Source organism: Vibrio mediterranei, assembly GCF_900088415.1.
In the GTDB taxonomy this organism is placed as follows: domain Bacteria; phylum Pseudomonadota; class Gammaproteobacteria; order Enterobacterales; family Vibrionaceae; genus Vibrio; species Vibrio mediterranei.
This window is the reverse complement of record NZ_FLLQ01000005.1, coordinates 54,799-71,760: the sequence shown is the minus strand read 5'-3', so window position 1 is coordinate 71,760 and position 16,962 is coordinate 54,799. Positions and strand designations below refer to the sequence as shown.

Sequence of the window (16,962 nt, the reverse complement as noted above, 5' to 3'; positions counted from 1 at the left end):
AGTGCGGCAAATTGTTAATTTTCAGCAAAATTCGTCGATTGGTTCGTTTTTTTTAGCGAATGTTTAGCAATAACGAACCAGTTACTTTTTGCCGAAAATTAGCGCTTGAAATAAGGTTTTTTTCGCTGTTATATAGAATAAAACCACTGACATAGAGCTATTACGCCGTGAAAGAAAATATCATATCCAACATTGAATGTATAATTACTAAGCCAGACCGACACAATCTAATTACTGTGATTGTAGAAACCGAGAGCGGCGTAACAGGCTATGGATGTGCGACATTCCAACAGCGTCCACTTGCTGTTAAAACTATGGTTGATGAATATATTAAGCCTTTGTTATTAGGTAAGAATGCGAATAATATTGAAGACCTTTGGCAAATGATGATGGTCAATGCCTATTGGCGCAATGGTCCGGTTATTAATAATGCTATTTCTGGTGTTGATATGGCTCTTTGGGATATTAAAGCCAAATTAGCTAATATGCCGTTACATCAATTATTTGGTGGTAAATCTAGAGATGCCATTCAAGTGTATACACATGCAACGAGTGACACAATGGAAGGGCTTTATGAGCAAGTTGAGCAATTCCTAGAGCAGGGTTATAAACACATTCGTTGCCAATTGGGATTTTATGGCGGTGTACCAGAGAATATGCACACCACAGAAAATCCAACTGAAGGCTCATACTACGACCAAGACCAGTATATGGATAACACATTAGAGATGTTCCGTTTACTGCGTGAAAAGTACGGTCGTAAATTCCACATTCTTCATGATGTACATGAACGGCTGTTTCCTAATCAAGCGTTGCAATTTGCCAAGCAAGTTGAACAATATCAACCGTATTTCATTGAAGATATTCTGCCGCCAAATCAAACCGAATGGTTGGATAACCTACGCAGCCAAACCTCGGTATCGCTAGCGTTAGGGGAGCTTTTTAATAACCCAGAAGAGTGGAAGTCAGTCGTTGTTAATCGTCGTATTGATTTCATTCGTTGCCATGTTTCACAGATCGGTGGTATCACTCCTGCGTTGAAATTAGGCCATCTATGCGAAAGCTTCGGTGTTCGTATTGCATGGCACTGTCCACCAGATATGACACCAATTGGAGCAGCGGTGAATACTCACCTAAATGTGCACCTTCACAACGCGGCAATTCAAGAGCATGTGCATTACAAAGAGAACACACGAAAAGTGTTCCCTAATGCAGCTGAGCCTAGAAATGGTTTTCTTTATGCTTCAGAAGACATAGGCATCGGAGTAGAAATCAACCGCGCTGCGGCACTTGATTTCCCAGTAGAATATCGTCCTCATGAGTGGACTCAAAGCCGACTTCCAGATGGCAGTATTCATACTCCTTAAGGTGTAAGTACTATTTAGAAAAATCGACCGCTATAATTAGCGGTCGTTTTGGTCTCGATATTGCAAACTCTCATTATTGAATTTTGTGTGATAAGTGCATTGATAATTTATATCAATAACATCGCTAACAATAAAAGCCTCACCTGATGTTAAAAAACCGCGATTAGTAATATTCATAGCAGCGGTGGTACGTTTACATTGTAAAATGTTGGCATCCTCCGTTGATAAGTTAATTGCTTTATAGTTGGTTAGATAACTGTCAATCTTCAAACCTAACGACAACGCATATTTTTGCAGTGAACTCTCAATAATACTGTCGTTCATTTTCGGAAAAAGATGTACCGGAACGATCGTTTCTTCTATCTGTGTGATTTTATTTTGGATTAAACGTAACCTTTTGATATGCCATAAATAGTCATCTTCTCCAATAGTAAAGACTTGCATCTCATGAATAGTCGGTACCCGTTTATTCAATTGCACTTTCTTATAGGAAATTTGCTCGAAGCTGTTTTCCGTAATTGAATTGTAGATTAAGGGAGAGCCGATAATAGAAGTGTTAACATAATAACCAGAACCCGTTTTTGGTTTAACAATGCCAATGGCTTCCAATTTTGACAGGGCTTTTCTGACAGAAAAACGTGATAGTTGGTACTTATCTACAAGCTCTCTCTCAGATGGCAGCTTATAAGTGATAACGTTATTGCAGATCTTACTTATTAAATCTTGTACCAGTTCTTCGTGTTTTTTCATCTTTATCTAATTCGATAAACCAAAATAATAAAGTTAATAATAGCGGTTATGTTGTCTCACTAGCAACACCTTTACGGTTAACAGATAAGCAAACACTCACAAGTCGCAAAACTGGCATTCCTTTCATAAGAGAATGCCAGTTCGTGTCGAAGTTGTAAGCATGGTGGCCTATAGAAAAAGTAGTGTAGGTTATTCAAAAATTGCTTTTTTTCTATCCTTTAAATGAAACCATACACTTATCAAGATAAACAAAAACGCGAAATAGTAGACGAACGAGGAGAGTGAAGCGATAAAGTCGACACCTTGTTCAACTTGCTCTTGGTTGTAGCCTTGAGAGACCAGTTTGTAGTAGTACGCGTATAGCACACCAATAGAACCATATCCCAAGTTAAACATCAGTCCTTTGAAGCTTAGAACGGTTGCGCGGTTGTGTGATTCAGTTTTTCTATTGAGGTGGTAACTAATAAAGATGTTCATCGTCATGATGATAAAGATCAGTACTAGTGCCGGAATTACGCCGTAAATCGACCAACCTAAACTAATAAAGTAGTAGGTCGCGATAGTCGCTATCCCCATGATCGCGATGAACTTTTTAGGGGCTAGACTTTCGGCAAAGCGACGACTTTGACCTGCAAAGAGTATCTTAAAAATACTCACGCCAGCGCCAATGAATCCAATGTAGATAATAGGAATGTCGATAGCGCGATAATATTGACTATTCATAGTGAGAAACATGCGTGAGGTGTGCTCGAAAAGACTGTAGTAGAGCAATATGAACAACACATAAGGTGTAGACATAACCCACTTACCGGTACTGAGCGTCAAGTTTAAGCTTGCTAACGTTGTTGCTAGCTTATCGCCGCTTTTGGGCATCGGTTTTTTATCTTCTTGCATATTGATTGCTGCGTAAATGGCGACCATGGCTACGATCAAAGTGGCGTAAACCGGAATACGCATAATGTCTTGAGTGCTCTCTGGTGCTGTCCATCCAAACAATTGGTACGCAGACCCCATGACATCGACATCATACATAGCGGCCCCGATCAGCGTAACGAAGATACCCACTGCAGAGGCCACTCGTATTTGAATCTGCAATACATGAGGCCACGCCTCTTCCTTACCTTGTTCTTTCAAGGTGTCGTATGCCAAAGCTTCGTCGGCACCGCTAGCAAGGGCCATAGCTAAGCCACTTAATATCCGGTTAACCAAAAATACCGCGAATACCAAACTCGGATTACCTGTCGGGACAAAAGCTATCATGGCGATCTCAACGAACATGATAATCGAGGATAAGACGACAAGTTTCTTACGACCTAAAGTATCGGCAAAGGCTCCTGATGGTACTTCCGCAAGAACGATGGTTGCAGCCCAAATCACATTGAGCATTGCAAACTGCGACAGTGTTAACCCGTAATCCAGATAGAGCAGGGTGAAAACAGGATAATAAAAACGCGCAAAATAGCTGCTTCGAAACATTAAGAAGTAGCGCACATTGCGAACTTGGAGGATTTCCTTAAGTGTCATGACTTTTTCATTTATTAGACTTTTATAAGGTTATGTATAACCCTTTTTGGTCGAGATGGTAAGGTTTCAGCCGAAAAATCATAGGTTTGTTGCAAAGCGATTTAGCTTTGAATATTTAGAACAGATTAAATATGGTGGCTTTCGCATCAAAAGGACTCTTCTTAGTGTCCTCGTTAGTGACAATAAAATAAAAACCACTAGTCACTCGATTTTCTAGCTAATCAGCATCTATGCTGTATAGATGAGCTGAATGCAATCAATGAGTTAATCATGGATCCATTATCCCAAGGAGTGCTAGGTGCCTCTTTGTCTCAATCATTAAGTAGAAAAAAACAAATAGTCGTTGCTGGTATATTGGGTCTGCTCGCGGGCATGTCCCCTGACTTAGATGTGCTTATTCGTTCGCATGATGATCCTTTGTTGTTCTTAGAGTTTCATCGCCAATTCACACATTCATTGTTTTTCATCCCTATTGGTAGCTTAATTTGTGCGTGGGTGCTACATCCTTTGATTGCGAAAAGACGTGGACTTTCCTTTAAACAAAGTTGGCTTTACTGCACGTTAGGTTATAGCACTCATGCATTATTAGACTCTTGCACTAGTTATGGAACTCAATTGTTGTGGCCGTTTACTAATGAGCGTTATGCATGGAGCACGGTTTCGGTCATTGATCCTATCTATACGCTACCTATTTTGATACTGGTCGTTTTGGCAACGTTTAAGCGTAAAACATGGTTAGCCCGATTGGCTTTTTTGTGGGCTGTTATGTACCCAACGATAGGCATGATTCAAAGAGACCGAGCGGAAGCAGCTGGTTGGCAATTGGCTAACGAAAGACAGCATACCCCGATTAAACTAGAGGCCAAGCCGAGCTTTGCTAACATATTACTGTGGAAAGTAGTCTACGAAACCAGCGATCGATATTATGTCGATGCAGTTAGAGTAGGAAGTACAGTGAAAACATACCCTGGACAATCCGTACCTAAACTTGATGTGAATAGAGATTTTCCTTGGCTCGATCCTAACTCACAACAAGCTATCGATATCGAACGCTTTCGATGGTTTTCTAACGGATATGTTGCACAAGATCCTGATGACAAGACACGAGTCATCGACGTTCGATATTCTATAATTCCGAATCAAGTTAAATCACTTTGGAGCATCAAGCTTTCTCCTTCCGCAGACATGAAATCTCATGTTGAATATCATACTCATAGAGACAGCAGTCCCGAGTCTAGAGAGGAATTTTTTGGGATGTTGTTCGACTGAATTGATTTGTCATCATTTCAGCATAGGCAGCAATTTAACTATAATGCTCACAGCATCAAGCTTTAGAATTGAAAAATTAAAACGCCCTGGTGACACTTAACGCGCACTAGGGCGAAAAATAACTACATGTGTCGAGATAGCTCCTCTAGCATGGTAAAGGTGAGTTATGTGGCTTATTGTCTTGCTCTAATCCAGTTCCAATCCCACTGTTTTAGCCTTCTCCGACTCAAGTTCAGCCATATTTTTCGTTTGCTTGAACGATTCATCAAACAGCACTTTCTTTTCTTCTGCACTTTCAATTTCGTCGGTCACGTCAACCTTCAATATTAAGTTCAAACCAAGTGCAACGAGAGAACCAGTGGTAATTCCCGAACCTAGAATAACTCTCAAGGAATCTGGGAAGTAGGTCAATGTTTCAGGACGAATCGTCACTGTCATTCCGGCGGCGACACCCAGAGCAACAATCAACATATCGCGCTTGGTAAAGTTCAGACGAGACAGAATGTTGATACCGGATGAGATGATCATTGAGAACATAACGATGCCAGCACCGCCTAACACGCTGCTAGGAATAGTAACGACTAGGCCACCTATCTTAGGAATCAATCCTGCACAAACCATAATGACGCCAGTAAAGGCGACCACATGGCGACTTGCAACACCAGTAATCGAGACAATACCAACGTTTTGGCTGAATGAAGAAAACGGTGTAGTACCGACAACGGACGCTAAAGCACTACCCACACCATCACATAAGATACCACTGGAAAGTTTTTTACCCGTGAGCTTCGTTTTGGTGGCATCGCTTAGGGCTAAGAAATCCCCAGTAGATTCCATAATAGTGACCAAGTAAGCGATGGACATACCAATAATGCCAGCTACAGTGAATTCAATGCCAAACGGCAATAGGTCTGGAGTAGCAAAAACGGTCGCTTCTTTTACAGGAGTAAAGTCCACCATGCCCAATGCCAACGCAATCAGATATCCAACAGCAATACCAATAACGATAGATGCCGCACCGAAGATTCCCTTACCAAAGTTAGAAATTGCGATAATCAATAAAAGAACAAAAGTGCCGAGAGCGAGATTTTCTAACCGTCCGTATCCTTCTTGGCCTACAAAGCCTCCCGCGATCCAGTCGATACCGACAGGGAGTATGGTAAGACCGATCAATACAACGACCGTTCCGGACACGACGGGCGGGAACAACTTGCGTATTTGAGGCATAAATTTGGAGCCAATGATCATGACCAAGGAGCCAACCAATGCCGCTCCAAAGATGGCAGCAACACCAGATTCAATGCCAATAGAGATAGAGATAGCAACAAACGTAAAGCTTGTGCCCATAACAACCGGAAGTCTAATGCCTATTACTCCAACGCCTTTACATTGGATGATAGTAACGACTCCCGATACCAGTAACGCTGCATTAACTAAGACAATCATTTCATTAGTCGGAAGGCCAATGGCACTTCCCACAACTAAAGGCACCGCAATGATTGCCCCCATAGCCGCCAGCATATGTTGAAATGCTAATAGTAACGATGTTCCAAATGGCGGTTTATCCTCAACTTCATATGTTAACTTCATACTACGTCCTTCTATTCACCACTTAATAAATTCGTCAGCAATAGAGCAAGTTATGTTCCAAGAGCTTTGACAACCAATTATTACGTTTAGCTTTTTAGAGATTCGTTGGAGTTTTACGATGGTAATAATTAATTTTTGATTGATGGATTTGTGAGCATGCCGATCTCCGAGTTTAGTGGTGATTAACCGTGAATCTCGAAAGGGTAAGAAGGTGTCAAGTTGATAGTTAGTGGCGATAACGAGGTTATCATTTTGATAGCTAAGCCTTGAGCAGGTGGTTAAAACGACGGGTTTAATTCATTTTTACTAACGTCAACGTCGTAAATAGACTAAGATACACGGCCTTTATCTAGCCCAGAGCCCAGAGCCCAGAGAGTAATGACTGACAAAACATCTCCAACAACATTCGCTGACCTAGGTCTGATTCCAACCTTAGTTGAGCGACTAGAGGAGTTGGAATACAGCCAACCGACTCCAATCCAATCTCACACCATTCCTTACCTACTTGAAGGGCGTGATCTTGTTGGTGGTGCGAATACGGGTTCTGGTAAAACCGCCGCGTTTTCGCTGCCGATTCTGCAAAAAATCTGTCAGCAGGACAAACCTAACAGTCGTCGTGGCAACACGGTTTCTCACCTAATTCTTGTTCCTACGCGCGAACTAGCGTCACAGGTGGCGTATAACGTGAAATCGTACTCATATCATCTACGAAATGAGATCAAAACGGTTGCTGTATTTGGTGGTGTATCAGCAAACCCTCAAATGCTAGCGCTTCGAGGTGGCAGCGACATTGTTGTGGCAACACCTGGACGATTACTTGATCTGGTATCAAGTAATGCTATTAAGCTAGACCAAGTGCAAACACTAGTACTAGATGAAGCGGACCGTATGTTGAGCTTGGGCTTTACAGAAGAGCTCAACAAAATCCTTGCTTTGTTACCAGAGAAAAAACAGACGTTACTATTTTCAGCAACCTTCCCTGAGAAAGTGACAAGTCTGGCACAGCATTTACTTAGCGACCCTGTTGAAGTGCAATTGCAAAGTGCTGAAACCAGTACTCTCGTGCAACGTGTGTTTAGCGTGAATAAAGGTCAAAAGACGGCAGTACTCGCGCACTTAATCAAACAGCATCAATGGCGACAAGCGTTAATCTTTGTTAATGCCAAAAATAGCTGTAACCATTTAGCACAAAAGCTATCAAAACGCGGTATCACTGCAGAGGTTTTCCATGGTGATAAAGGGCAGGGTGCTCGTACACGTGTGCTAGAAGGGTTTAAATCTGGCGACATTCAAGTTTTGATCGCAACCGACATCGCAGCTCGTGGCCTTGACATTGAAAAGCTACCGGTCGTGATCAACTTTGACCTGCCGCGCAGTCCCGCCGATTATATGCACCGTATCGGGCGCAGTGGCCGCGCAGGAGAGGTTGGTCTTGGTTTATCTCTTATCGATTACGACGACTACCATCACTTTAAAGTGATAGAAAAGAAAAATAAGTTCCGTCTTGAACGCGAACAAGTTGCGGGATTTGAAGTGGATGATGACCAGAGTGAAGCTTATTTCGCACCCATGAAACCACGAGCAAAACCGGCTGGTACGGGTAAGAAAAAGAAAAAACGCAATCAGTAACGTGGGTGATCTAATGTTCTGATTAAGTTTGAGTGGATATCATGGTGGTTATTGTTTGACCACGATGATATTCACATTTTTCTGAGTATCTTTATTTAGGCTCAGTGATCTCTATTTCATAAATTATGACCAACTAAATGTAGCAAAAAACTCATACTAGTATAATCATACTCTCTTCGAATTATATTCTAACTCCGTAAACGTTTAGTCGTATTTTTTATTTAAACCCAATAATCAAATCCCATAGTAAGATATAAGCACTAATAGCAGGGTCATATCAGATTCTGCCTCTATTCTGCCGTAATAAAGTTGATTTTTCGATTGGCATATATCAATAAAAAGTCAGTGGTTATTTTCTCTACCAGCAAGGTTGTGTTCGTAGTTCATCTGCAAGAACTAGGCTGTTATAGCTATTTCTAGCTGAAGCAGATAGCTCTAGTTTTATTTTAGGGAAGATAAGATTTGAAGTGCATAGTGTGCATGTAACAACTAGGACTTATCGCTGAATCTTCTCATATTGATGCTTTATAAATAAACGTAGTCATTTTATTTAACATTTCTGTATGTTCGAGAGATTAATTAATATTAAATAGCTCATTTGAGTCTTGTTGATGGCTTTTACTCTGTATAGCGTGTGCGACTCTAATCAAAGGAGATCCACATGAAGAGTTTTATTAATAAAGCAATTACGCTAAGTTTGCTGACAGTCAGTCCCTTTTTATTCGCACAACCTGTTGTACTGATTAACACTTTTGCTGTTGATGCCGCTAGCGAAGCAGATGCGTTAGAGTATTGGGAGAGTGCTAGAGACATCCTTGTACAACAACCAGGCTATATCAATACAACACTACACAAAGCGTTAAGTAAAGACGCAACCTACATGTATGTGAATGTTGCAAATTGGGAAAGTAGGCAACATTTCATAGCTGCCATATCAGCAATGAGAAAACAGCTACCGGAAAATCACCTTGATGGTGTTGTCGCTGACCCCAATCTTTACGAAGTTATTCGAAACTAACAGAGAGTCTGCCTAAATGAATCACCTAACACGAATCTTTTTAGCTATTTTTAGCTTTTTATTTTCAATAAATAGTTACGCGGCAGCATACGGAGTATCGATAGCTTGGAAAACACAAGACGCACAAGCCGTATTTGACGTTATGCCTAATCAAAAGAAAGCCTTTGCAAATCTTATTGATGCTGGATTAATACACGATATGTTTGTTTCGAAGAGTTTTATCGGTGACAAGGCTTTTCCTATAATTAAGTTTGTTATGGAAGCCGATAGTGAAGAGGAAGTAAGGAGAGTTATTGGAAATCTTCCTTTTCAATATAAAGAACTAGCTGAAATAACAGAAATTAGAGATATTGGTAGTAAGTGGCTAGACACTGATGTTGCGTTTACAAATTATGCGATTGAGCTGACCTGGAAAGAACCGGAAGATCAAATTTTTGCTGACAAAGTAATCAGTGCTGATTTGCAAAAAGTAGTTGATTGGAGTTCTAAAGGTGTAATTACGTCCGCTTATTTAAAGAACCAAGCGATTGCTAAACCAACCGCTAATCAAAAAGCGATGATTAGACCAATTTATTCTATTGCGGTTTTAGCAAAAGATGAGCAGCATGCTCTCGATATTGCCAATGAACTTAATGCCGTCAAATTAGGTTTTGCAAATGTGAATGTTATTAAACTTGGATTTAAATTGTCGTTATAGCTTTGCGGTAATGTAAATCTACGTGTTATTCTAAGGTGAGTTTATTAACAAAGTTTACTCACCTTATGAATTATCATAAAAGACATGATTTGGTTATTGATCTTGATAATCGAACGCTGACAAAAACATCTAGCGATAAGGTTATTACGCTATCGCCATCAGAGTGCCTGATTTTAAAGCACTTGATGAATAACGGGTCGCAAACGTTAGGACGTGATTACCTGCTAACTCATTGTTGGCCGGGGAGGGTAGTAACAAACAGCTCCCTTAATGTCGCAATTAAAAACATTCGTAACGCCCTACTAGAAGTGGAATCCTGCTGTAAGGTCATTACTGTTCAAAAAGAAGGATATTGCTTAGTTGTCCCAGAACGAAGCGATGTACAAGTCGTAGGTTTCGATGGAAGTCGATCAACAGTAAATGCAGATCAACCCAAACTAGACGCCGTGAATCCTCCTATCGAAGCATCTGATCCCTCACCCTCGATATATCATTCACTGGCCAAGCTGTCGCAGTTTAGCTATCAGTTTGCGCCACTTGGAGCAGGGATTGCTGTAAGTATATTGGTGATAGTACTGTTTTTTCGTATCGGATTCTTTATGGAGAGAACCGCGATAAACGGTATTGATGTATACCATGACAATGCTGCTCTTGATTCACAGCTGATGGCAGATTTATCTTCACTTGCTAAGCCTGGAGTTGAGGCTATCTATATGCACCGTATCGGCATAGAGTGTTTCGATATACAAGTCGTGTTGCTGGACTCGAATGGTTGGCAAGAGATTAGCGGTTCGTATTTTCAACCAACTTTGTGTTCAGAGGAACAAAAACCGTTAGAAGCAACAGAGGCAACACCAGATGAAGTATAAGTTTTGGCTGCCGATCATGGCGACGGTGTTTACCATTTTGGCGTTTGGGATCATTTCTGGTGTGTTGACTAAAGGAGCCCATCGATTTGAAGTTAGCTATGAAGACATAGGTTCAGAGGTTCTAACTCTGGACCTAAAAAATGGTCGCTCCAAAATGCGCTATGTTGGCTACGATGCTGATGGGCAGATTGTACAAACTAAGCAGTTGTTTGGTGTATTTTTGCGATGGGGTAATCATTATTATTTTTATCAAATAGAACAAGATCAAGCCCATGGACAGCAGACTTTCAATGTTAAGAATCTATTTATTCAACAGCGAGGGAACAATAAGACTATCTTGATCTCTGATCAGCGTGGTGTCTATGTCACAAAGAGTGGAAAGATCCTAGCGCTGAAAGGCATTTTCTACGGTAGAACTCTACGTTGACCGTAGTATGACTCTTTTACTAGTTTAACTACCAACATAGCCGCAGATTGAGTGATTGAAATCACAAGAGTCACGCTATAACCGATGACATAAACCATACCAAGCATGACAAATTTCATGCACTAAAGTCGCTATCATCCTAGAACTTTATATTCACGGACTGGTCACAAGGTCGTGTAACAATAATTGGTGTGAATGATGGCGAAAATTTGGTTGGTCTCGGCGGCGTGTGTGGCGCTGCTCGGCGGCGGTGCGTATTTCTATCTACAATCTTCGGATCAGCCGTTAGCTTTTCCTACACTGGCGGTAGAAAAGGGAACTATTGAGAAACAGGCGGTGGCCGTTGGTAATATCGTGCCTGCTCACTCGGTGTCCATCAAATCTCAGATTGATGGAATTGTAGGTGAAATTTATGTCAGCGTCGGTGAAAAAGTCAAACAAGGTCAACCACTCATCAAGGTTCGCCCTAATCCAACACCTCAAGCGTTAACCGATGCTTCAACCGATTTGATGCGCAGTGAAGCAGAGCTTGAATCAGCCAAGCAGAAGCTTGCCAACTTAAAGAGCTTGGTTGAGCAGGACATTATTCCTAAGAACTACGATGAGTACGTAAGCGCTCGTTCGACAGTGAAATCCGCTCAAGCCAATGTGTTGCAGAAGCGTCAGAACCTTGAGCTTATCCGCAGCGGTGAAGCCTCCATCGGTAATGCTCGTCTGACATCCACTATCTACGCGCCGATTGATGGCACGGTTCTTAATCGCAAAGTTGAAGTCGGTGAACCAATAATCTCCACCCAATCCAACCAAGAAGCCACCGCCATGATGTCGCTAGCGGATATGAATAGTTTAATTTTCAAAGGCAGTGTCAGTGAACATGATGCCGCTCAATTGTCTCCAGGAATGCCTGTTGTGTTGACCGTTGCACCGTACCCTGATGTGGAAATTGCCGGAGTACTGTCCAAGGTTGCTATTCAGTCTGAAAACTTAAATTCACCAGCAAGTAACTCATCGGCAAAGAGTTTCGACAATGGATTTGGCGTGGAAGTGGGGCAGTTATCGATTCCTCAAGATGTGGTTCTGCGTTCAGGTTTCTCCTCGACAGCTAAAATTACCCTGAAGAAGTCAGAAAACGTCTTAACTCTACCTGAGCGAGCACTGCAATTTAACGGCGACACACCCAATGTATTGATCCCCGATGCTTCTGAGCAGGGTTTTCACACACAACCAGTGAAACTTGGTCTATCGGATGGCATCAATGTCGAGGTGCTTGATGGAGTTGAGTTGAACGAAGAGATTATCGATAACAGCATGATGGCAGGAGTCACACATGGCTAAGTTATCTTTGTCGAAATTAGGGTGTGCGGTATTAATTACTACCTTGAGCTTACCAAGTTATGCGATTTCTATAGAGCAAGCTTGGCAACAGGCAAAACAAAACGACCCGAATTATGAAAAAGCTAAAATTGGCGTGCAACTGGGTGAAGTGGGAGTTGATGCAAGGCGCAGTTCTCTGCTACCCGGCTTAAGTGCCAATGCCTCTGCTAATTGGAGTGAGTCGACAGACAATTCGAATAGCTACGGGGCAACACTGTCTCAAACTATTTGGGATAGCAGTTTATGGTCAGATTTAGACTTGGCGAACGCGAACTACATCAAAGCACAACTAGAGCTTTCTCGCTCACACAACGAGTTGGCGCAAAGACTGTTGTCTTCATACTTGGACGTAGCAAGTGCGCAGGGAGATCTTCAACTGGCCAAGTCCAAGCTAGAAGAAGGCAATAAGCTGCTGAAGATTATCGAGAAGCGCTATCGTGCCGGTAAAGTAAAATCTGTGGATGTTGAAGAGATTCGGGCAACTCAGGTTTCTGAACAAGCGGGTATTTTGAGCGCGCAAGCTGACTTAGAAGTAAAAAGAGCAACGCTTGCCGAACTTATCAATCAAACGCCAAAAAACGTTGACCAAATTCGTACCGATTCACTTGTAGAGCCACCTATGTTGGTGAACTCACAACAACAATGGCTAAAGCTAGCGAAAGACAGCAGTCCAGAACTGCTGGTGGCAGCGCAGAATGTTAAAGCGAGCGAATTTGCGAGAGATTCTGCTAAAGGTGGCTATTACCCTACATTAAAGGGAGATGTGGGATACAACGGTGGTGACCAACGCAAAGATGGTGAGTTCAGTGCTGGTATTACCCTAAGTGTCCCCATTGACCTCAATGGCTCGACGCGTGCCAAAGTAGATGAAGCATCACTTAATATTCTCAGCGCCAAGCAGGACTTTCGCAAAGTAGAGATCGACATCCATAAACGAGTGGTGCAGCAATTTACTCAAGTGGAAATCAATTGGAATCAAGTGCTGATGGCAGACAAACTGGTGCTATCTCGAGAGAAAGTCCTGCGTAGTAAAGAGAAACTGTACGATGCTGGATTGCTGGAAGTGTCAGAGGTAATCAACGCCCACAACAGCCTGTTTGAAGCCAAAAACAGCTTACAAACCAATCTGTACAATTATTGGCGCCAGCGCATAGGCTTATTGCAAACGGCAGGAAAGCTGGATGATGACACGATCGCACTGATATCTCGAGCTCTTAACTCATGACCAATCTGATGCAGCAAACATGGCAAACTCTGCTGGCGCACCGCATGAAAAGTGCACTCGCAATTATTGCCATTGCTTGGGGCGTTATCTCCGTGGTGGTATTGATTGCACTTGGAGAAGGCTTTTATCGTCACCAGACTCAACAGCTCTCTTTCTTGATGAATAATGTACAGGTTGCATTCCCCTCTAGTACCAGTAAGGCCTGGCAAGGCTTACCTTCTAGACGCCAGATCACGATTTCCCAAGAGCAAGTTGAAAGAATAAAAAACACCGGCTTAGTCGACGCTGTGTCGAGTGTTTACGCCAAATGGGATGCCAGCGTTACCAATGAAAAAGGGCAAAACCTATCGAGCAGTGTAAATGGTATCGACTCGAGCTATTTCTCCCTTATGCAAAGTAAGTTCGAACCCACCTCGCGCCATTTCTCGCCTAGTGATATTGCTAATCACACTCGTGTAGCAGTGTTAGGCGACCAAATTGCCAAGATGGGAGGCCTCTCCATAGGTCATACCGTCAAAGTGAACGGTATTCCTTTTCTAGTGATTGGCGTGCTCAAAGATGAAGATTCCGCCAGCTTTTTCAGTGATAGTCGCACTGTGTACATTCCTCAAACTACTTATCGTGATTTATGGAACGTTAAACCATGGATGCTGTTGATGAAGCCTATCGAGGGCATGGACGCACATTCGTTCAGAAAAAGCGTCGCCGACTTTTATTCGAAGCTGCTTCATTTTGATCCTACAGATAGAGAGGCTATTGATATGCCAGACTTTAGCGAGGGCGCTTCAATGATTAAGGGGATCTTCAGAGGTATCCAGATTTTCTTGGGCGCGAGTGGCGCTATGACCATGGCAGTTGGTGCGCTTGGTGTTGCTAATATTATGTTCCTGTCTGTTACCGAAAGAACCAGAGAAATTGGTGTACGCCTAGCAGTCGGAGCAACGCAAAAATCGATTCTGAATCAGTTTATCCTTGAAGGGCTTATTCTTGTTGCCGTTGGAACGGCGCTAGGGTTGGCGTTCGCCTTTGCCACCGTAATGTTACTTAACTCTATCGCTCTTCCCGAGTGGTTAGGCACACCAATGATAACCGGAGGCTCCATTGCTTGGTCGCTACTGGTGACTCTGATTTTAGCGTTGATGGCCTCTTATTTTCCCGCGAGGCGAGGTTCACGCCTTACTCCGGTTATTGCCTTAAGTGCGAGGGCGTAGCGATGTTGTTACCAATAAGACAAATCTTTCAGGAAATGTCAGCAGAAAAGTTACGTCTGGGTTTAACCATATTGGCGGTGGCTTGGGCAACGCTATGTATTGCTGCCATGCTTGCTGTCGGTGAGGGTATTCGTCAAGGAGTACTGAAAACGGCGCAAAATGGCAATGGCAACTTGATCTACTTAACTGGTGGCATCGCCAGTATCGACCATGGCGCTTTCCACCAAGGTAAGTTTCTTAAGCTAAAAAAAGAGGATGTCCAAGTTATCAAGGCGTTACCTGAAGTAGCCAGTGTCGCTCCTACTGCTCAATGGAATGAAAACATCACGGTTGGCGATAGAGGTTCATGGCAACAGCCGATAGCTGTTCCGACCGATTTTGCGTCGATGACTAACCTAACCCCGTTGCCGGGAGGACGATGGTTGAACCCGCTTGACCAAAAGCAGATGCGCAAAGTGGTTGTGCTTGGCTATTCAATGGCTGCAGATCTGTTTAATCCAACTGACGACTATAACTGGTTTGCGACGGTGACTTTACAAGCGGATCCTGTTGGCAAAAAGGTGAAAATTGGCAGTGAGGAATTTACGGTTGTTGGGGTTTTGGCGAAGAATAGCGGGCGAGTTGAGCAAGGGGATGGCATTAACTATTCGAGCTTTGTACCGCTGGCTACTTGGCAACGGTTTCACACCAATGGAGACATTGGCGGTATAAACGTCGAACCTAAAGCCAATGTAGACCGTAAAAGGTTGGCGCAAATCATTCGCCAAGTCATCGCTCGTAAACACGGAGCAAGCGTCCATGACGAGCAAGTAGTTCAAGTGGAAGACATGTTCCTACGACAAAAAAGTATGCAGCAGTTTCTTATTGGCTTACAAAGCTTCCTCGGCATTATTGGTTTTGTCACTCTTGCGGTGGCGGGTGTTGGGATTGCCAATGTCATGTATGCGACGGTAAAGCGTTCAACTCGCGACATTGGCGTTCGTATGGCGGTGGGGGCAACGCCTACGGCTATCCGTGTTCATTATTTAGTTCAATCTCTTATGACCATGATGATAGGTGGCGCGTTAGGGTTAGGTGTCACTTACGCTCTGATCTCTGCGATTAGCAACATCAGCCTTGAGGGCAATGCGTTCTATGAACAACTCGGAAAGCCTGTTCCTGAATTATCTTGGATTGTGGTCGCGATTGTTATCGTTACCCTAATGATTATCGGTGTCGCATCAGCTTGGTTACCCGCCAACAGAGCGGCCAAAGTCAGCCCGCTGGAGGCATTACAAAGTGAGTAACAATAACGCGAAACAAAGCTTGGCAAATATGCCTCTTGTTGAGCTGACTAATATTTGCAAATACTACGCTAGTGGTGAAATGGAAGTACGTGCATTAGATGGCGTTGACTTAACCATTAACCAAGGTGAATTCCTGTCGATTCTTGGTCCTTCGGGTTCTGGAAAATCGACCTTAATGAACATGCTTGGCTGCCTAGATAAACCTAGCGATGGTGACTATTTATTAGCAGGCCAGAACGTCGCGAGTTTAACTGCTAATGCTCTAGCTGCAATTCGAAACCAGAAGATTGGCTTTGTGTTCCAGAGCTTCAATTTACTTGAATACGCTACCGCACTCGACAATGTAGCGTTACCTCTGGTGTACGGCGGAATTAAAGCCAAAGAGCGTCGCCAGCGTGCGGCAAGACTGCTAGAGCAGGTAGGCTTAGGGGATCGCCTTGACCATAAACCAAACCAACTATCTGGTGGTCAAAAGCAGCGAGTTGCCATTGCTAGAGCCTTGGTAAATGACCCTCAAATTATCCTAGCTGATGAACCCACAGGCGCATTGGACTCGAAGTCAGGCGCTGAGATTGAAGCATTGTTTAATCAACTTCATGAGGAAGGCAGAACACTCATTATCGTTACTCACGACAATGCATTAGCAGAGCGTACTAAACGTATTATTACTATTAAAGATGGTAAGGTGATTTCAGATAGAGCGCCGACTTAGAGCTTCTGCGTAAG

At 42.9% G+C, this 16,962-nt stretch carries 16 protein-coding genes; 12 read left to right on the top strand and 4 right to left on the bottom strand.

The window, feature by feature from the left end:
* Positions 1-167: 167 nt before the first annotated feature.
* Entirely contained in the window at positions 168-1,367 is a 1,200-nt protein-coding gene (locus VME0621_RS15215; protein WP_006069427.1) for an enolase C-terminal domain-like protein, read from the top strand.
* Positions 1,368-1,403: 36 nt separating this feature from the next.
* Here the strand turns inward: VME0621_RS15215 and VME0621_RS15210 are convergent, their stop codons facing one another.
* Positions 1,404-2,117: a GntR family transcriptional regulator gene (locus VME0621_RS15210; protein WP_006069428.1), complete on the bottom strand. Its 714-nt coding sequence runs from the start codon at positions 2,115-2,117 to the stop codon at positions 1,404-1,406.
* Between the two features lie 189 nt (positions 2,118-2,306).
* Entirely contained in the window at positions 2,307-3,641 is a 1,335-nt protein-coding gene (locus VME0621_RS15205; RefSeq protein ID WP_062462096.1) for an MFS transporter, read from the bottom strand.
* A gap of 270 nt (positions 3,642-3,911) precedes the next feature.
* Here VME0621_RS15205 and VME0621_RS15200 point away from each other — a divergent pair, with 270 nt between their 5' ends.
* On the top strand, positions 3,912-4,910 hold the full coding sequence (locus tag VME0621_RS15200) for a metal-dependent hydrolase (protein ID WP_062462099.1): 999 nt from the start codon (positions 3,912-3,914) through the stop codon (positions 4,908-4,910).
* Positions 4,911-5,096: 186 nt separating this feature from the next.
* On the opposite strand, the gene VME0621_RS15195 is transcribed toward VME0621_RS15200, so the two are convergent.
* Positions 5,097-6,500: a uracil-xanthine permease family protein gene (locus tag VME0621_RS15195; protein ID WP_062462102.1), complete on the bottom strand. Its 1,404-nt coding sequence runs from the start codon at positions 6,498-6,500 to the stop codon at positions 5,097-5,099.
* 378 nt (positions 6,501-6,878) lie between these two features.
* Here VME0621_RS15195 and VME0621_RS15190 point away from each other — a divergent pair, with 378 nt between their 5' ends.
* From VME0621_RS15190 to VME0621_RS15170, 5 genes are all read left to right on the top strand, one after another.
* A complete protein-coding gene (locus tag VME0621_RS15190) occupies positions 6,879-8,129 on the top strand; it encodes a DEAD/DEAH box helicase (protein ID WP_062462105.1) in 1,251 nt (416 codons plus the stop codon).
* 661 nt (positions 8,130-8,790) lie between these two features.
* The gene (locus VME0621_RS15185; protein WP_062462108.1) at positions 8,791-9,147 is read left to right on the top strand and encodes an antibiotic biosynthesis monooxygenase family protein; all 357 of its coding nucleotides are present in this window, start codon (positions 8,791-8,793) and stop codon (positions 9,145-9,147) included.
* Between the two features lie 16 nt (positions 9,148-9,163).
* Positions 9,164-9,844: a hypothetical protein gene (locus VME0621_RS15180; RefSeq protein ID WP_038227099.1), complete on the top strand. Its 681-nt coding sequence runs from the start codon at positions 9,164-9,166 to the stop codon at positions 9,842-9,844.
* A gap of 65 nt (positions 9,845-9,909) precedes the next feature.
* Complete coding sequence (locus tag VME0621_RS15175) at positions 9,910-10,713, top strand: winged helix-turn-helix domain-containing protein (protein ID WP_062462111.1); 804 nt, start codon at positions 9,910-9,912, stop codon at positions 10,711-10,713.
* Positions 10,703-11,140, top strand: coding sequence for a hypothetical protein (locus VME0621_RS15170; protein WP_062462114.1), 438 nt, complete (start codon positions 10,703-10,705; stop codon positions 11,138-11,140). The genes VME0621_RS15175 and VME0621_RS15170 overlap by 11 nt, the downstream gene beginning before the upstream one ends.
* Here VME0621_RS15170 and VME0621_RS26630 read toward each other — a convergent pair.
* Positions 11,119-11,259 carry a hypothetical protein gene (locus VME0621_RS26630; protein ID WP_156750274.1) on the bottom strand — a complete coding sequence of 47 codons (141 nt, stop codon included), beginning with the start codon at positions 11,257-11,259 and terminating at the stop codon, positions 11,119-11,121. The two genes, VME0621_RS15170 and VME0621_RS26630, sit on opposite strands and share 22 nt — an antisense overlap.
* Before the next feature lie 79 nt (positions 11,260-11,338).
* On the opposite strand from VME0621_RS26630, the gene VME0621_RS15165 reads away from it, so the two are divergent.
* From VME0621_RS15165 to VME0621_RS15145, 5 genes are read left to right on the top strand one after another with little or no spacing between them, the layout of a single operon-like run.
* Positions 11,339-12,475: an efflux RND transporter periplasmic adaptor subunit gene (locus VME0621_RS15165; protein WP_062462116.1), complete on the top strand. Its 1,137-nt coding sequence runs from the start codon at positions 11,339-11,341 to the stop codon at positions 12,473-12,475.
* The gene (locus VME0621_RS15160) at positions 12,468-13,739 is read left to right on the top strand and encodes a TolC family protein (RefSeq protein WP_062462119.1); all 1,272 of its coding nucleotides are present in this window, start codon (positions 12,468-12,470) and stop codon (positions 13,737-13,739) included. Before VME0621_RS15165 ends, VME0621_RS15160 begins: the two co-directional genes overlap by 8 nt.
* Positions 13,736-14,950: an ABC transporter permease gene (locus VME0621_RS15155; protein ID WP_062462123.1), complete on the top strand. Its 1,215-nt coding sequence runs from the start codon at positions 13,736-13,738 to the stop codon at positions 14,948-14,950. Before VME0621_RS15160 ends, VME0621_RS15155 begins: the two co-directional genes overlap by 4 nt.
* A gap of 2 nt (positions 14,951-14,952) precedes the next feature.
* Complete coding sequence (locus VME0621_RS15150) at positions 14,953-16,236, top strand: ABC transporter permease (RefSeq protein WP_062462126.1); 1,284 nt, start codon at positions 14,953-14,955, stop codon at positions 16,234-16,236.
* 19 nt (positions 16,237-16,255) lie between these two features.
* Positions 16,256-16,948, top strand: a complete 693-nt coding sequence (locus VME0621_RS15145; RefSeq protein WP_031493825.1) for an ABC transporter ATP-binding protein — start codon at positions 16,256-16,258, stop codon at positions 16,946-16,948.
* Positions 16,949-16,962: the final 14 nt, after the last annotated feature.

Excerpts from the sequence above, each read along its gene's own strand:
- VME0621_RS15175 (WP_062462111.1), top strand. The coding sequence starts at position 9,910 with ATGAATTATCATAAAAGACATGATTTGGTTATTGATCTTGATAATCGA.
- VME0621_RS15205 (WP_062462096.1), bottom strand. The coding sequence starts at position 3,641 with ATGACACTTAAGGAAATCCTCCAAGTTCGCAATGTGCGCTACTTCTTA.
- VME0621_RS26630 (WP_156750274.1), bottom strand. The coding sequence starts at position 11,259 with ATGAAATTTGTCATGCTTGGTATGGTTTATGTCATCGGTTATAGCGTG.
- VME0621_RS15165 (WP_062462116.1), top strand. The coding sequence starts at position 11,339 with ATGGCGAAAATTTGGTTGGTCTCGGCGGCGTGTGTGGCGCTGCTCGGC.
- VME0621_RS15180 (WP_038227099.1), top strand. The coding sequence starts at position 9,164 with ATGAATCACCTAACACGAATCTTTTTAGCTATTTTTAGCTTTTTATTT.
- VME0621_RS15150 (WP_062462126.1), top strand. The coding sequence starts at position 14,953 with ATGTTGTTACCAATAAGACAAATCTTTCAGGAAATGTCAGCAGAAAAG.
- VME0621_RS15200 (WP_062462099.1), top strand. The coding sequence starts at position 3,912 with ATGGATCCATTATCCCAAGGAGTGCTAGGTGCCTCTTTGTCTCAATCA.
- VME0621_RS15185 (WP_062462108.1), top strand. The coding sequence starts at position 8,791 with ATGAAGAGTTTTATTAATAAAGCAATTACGCTAAGTTTGCTGACAGTC.
- VME0621_RS15155 (WP_062462123.1), top strand. The coding sequence starts at position 13,736 with ATGACCAATCTGATGCAGCAAACATGGCAAACTCTGCTGGCGCACCGC.
- VME0621_RS15195 (WP_062462102.1), bottom strand. The coding sequence starts at position 6,500 with ATGAAGTTAACATATGAAGTTGAGGATAAACCGCCATTTGGAACATCG.
- VME0621_RS15190 (WP_062462105.1), top strand. The coding sequence starts at position 6,879 with ATGACTGACAAAACATCTCCAACAACATTCGCTGACCTAGGTCTGATT.
- VME0621_RS15170 (WP_062462114.1), top strand. The coding sequence starts at position 10,703 with ATGAAGTATAAGTTTTGGCTGCCGATCATGGCGACGGTGTTTACCATT.
- VME0621_RS15210 (WP_006069428.1), bottom strand. The coding sequence starts at position 2,117 with ATGAAAAAACACGAAGAACTGGTACAAGATTTAATAAGTAAGATCTGC.
- VME0621_RS15160 (WP_062462119.1), top strand. The coding sequence starts at position 12,468 with ATGGCTAAGTTATCTTTGTCGAAATTAGGGTGTGCGGTATTAATTACT.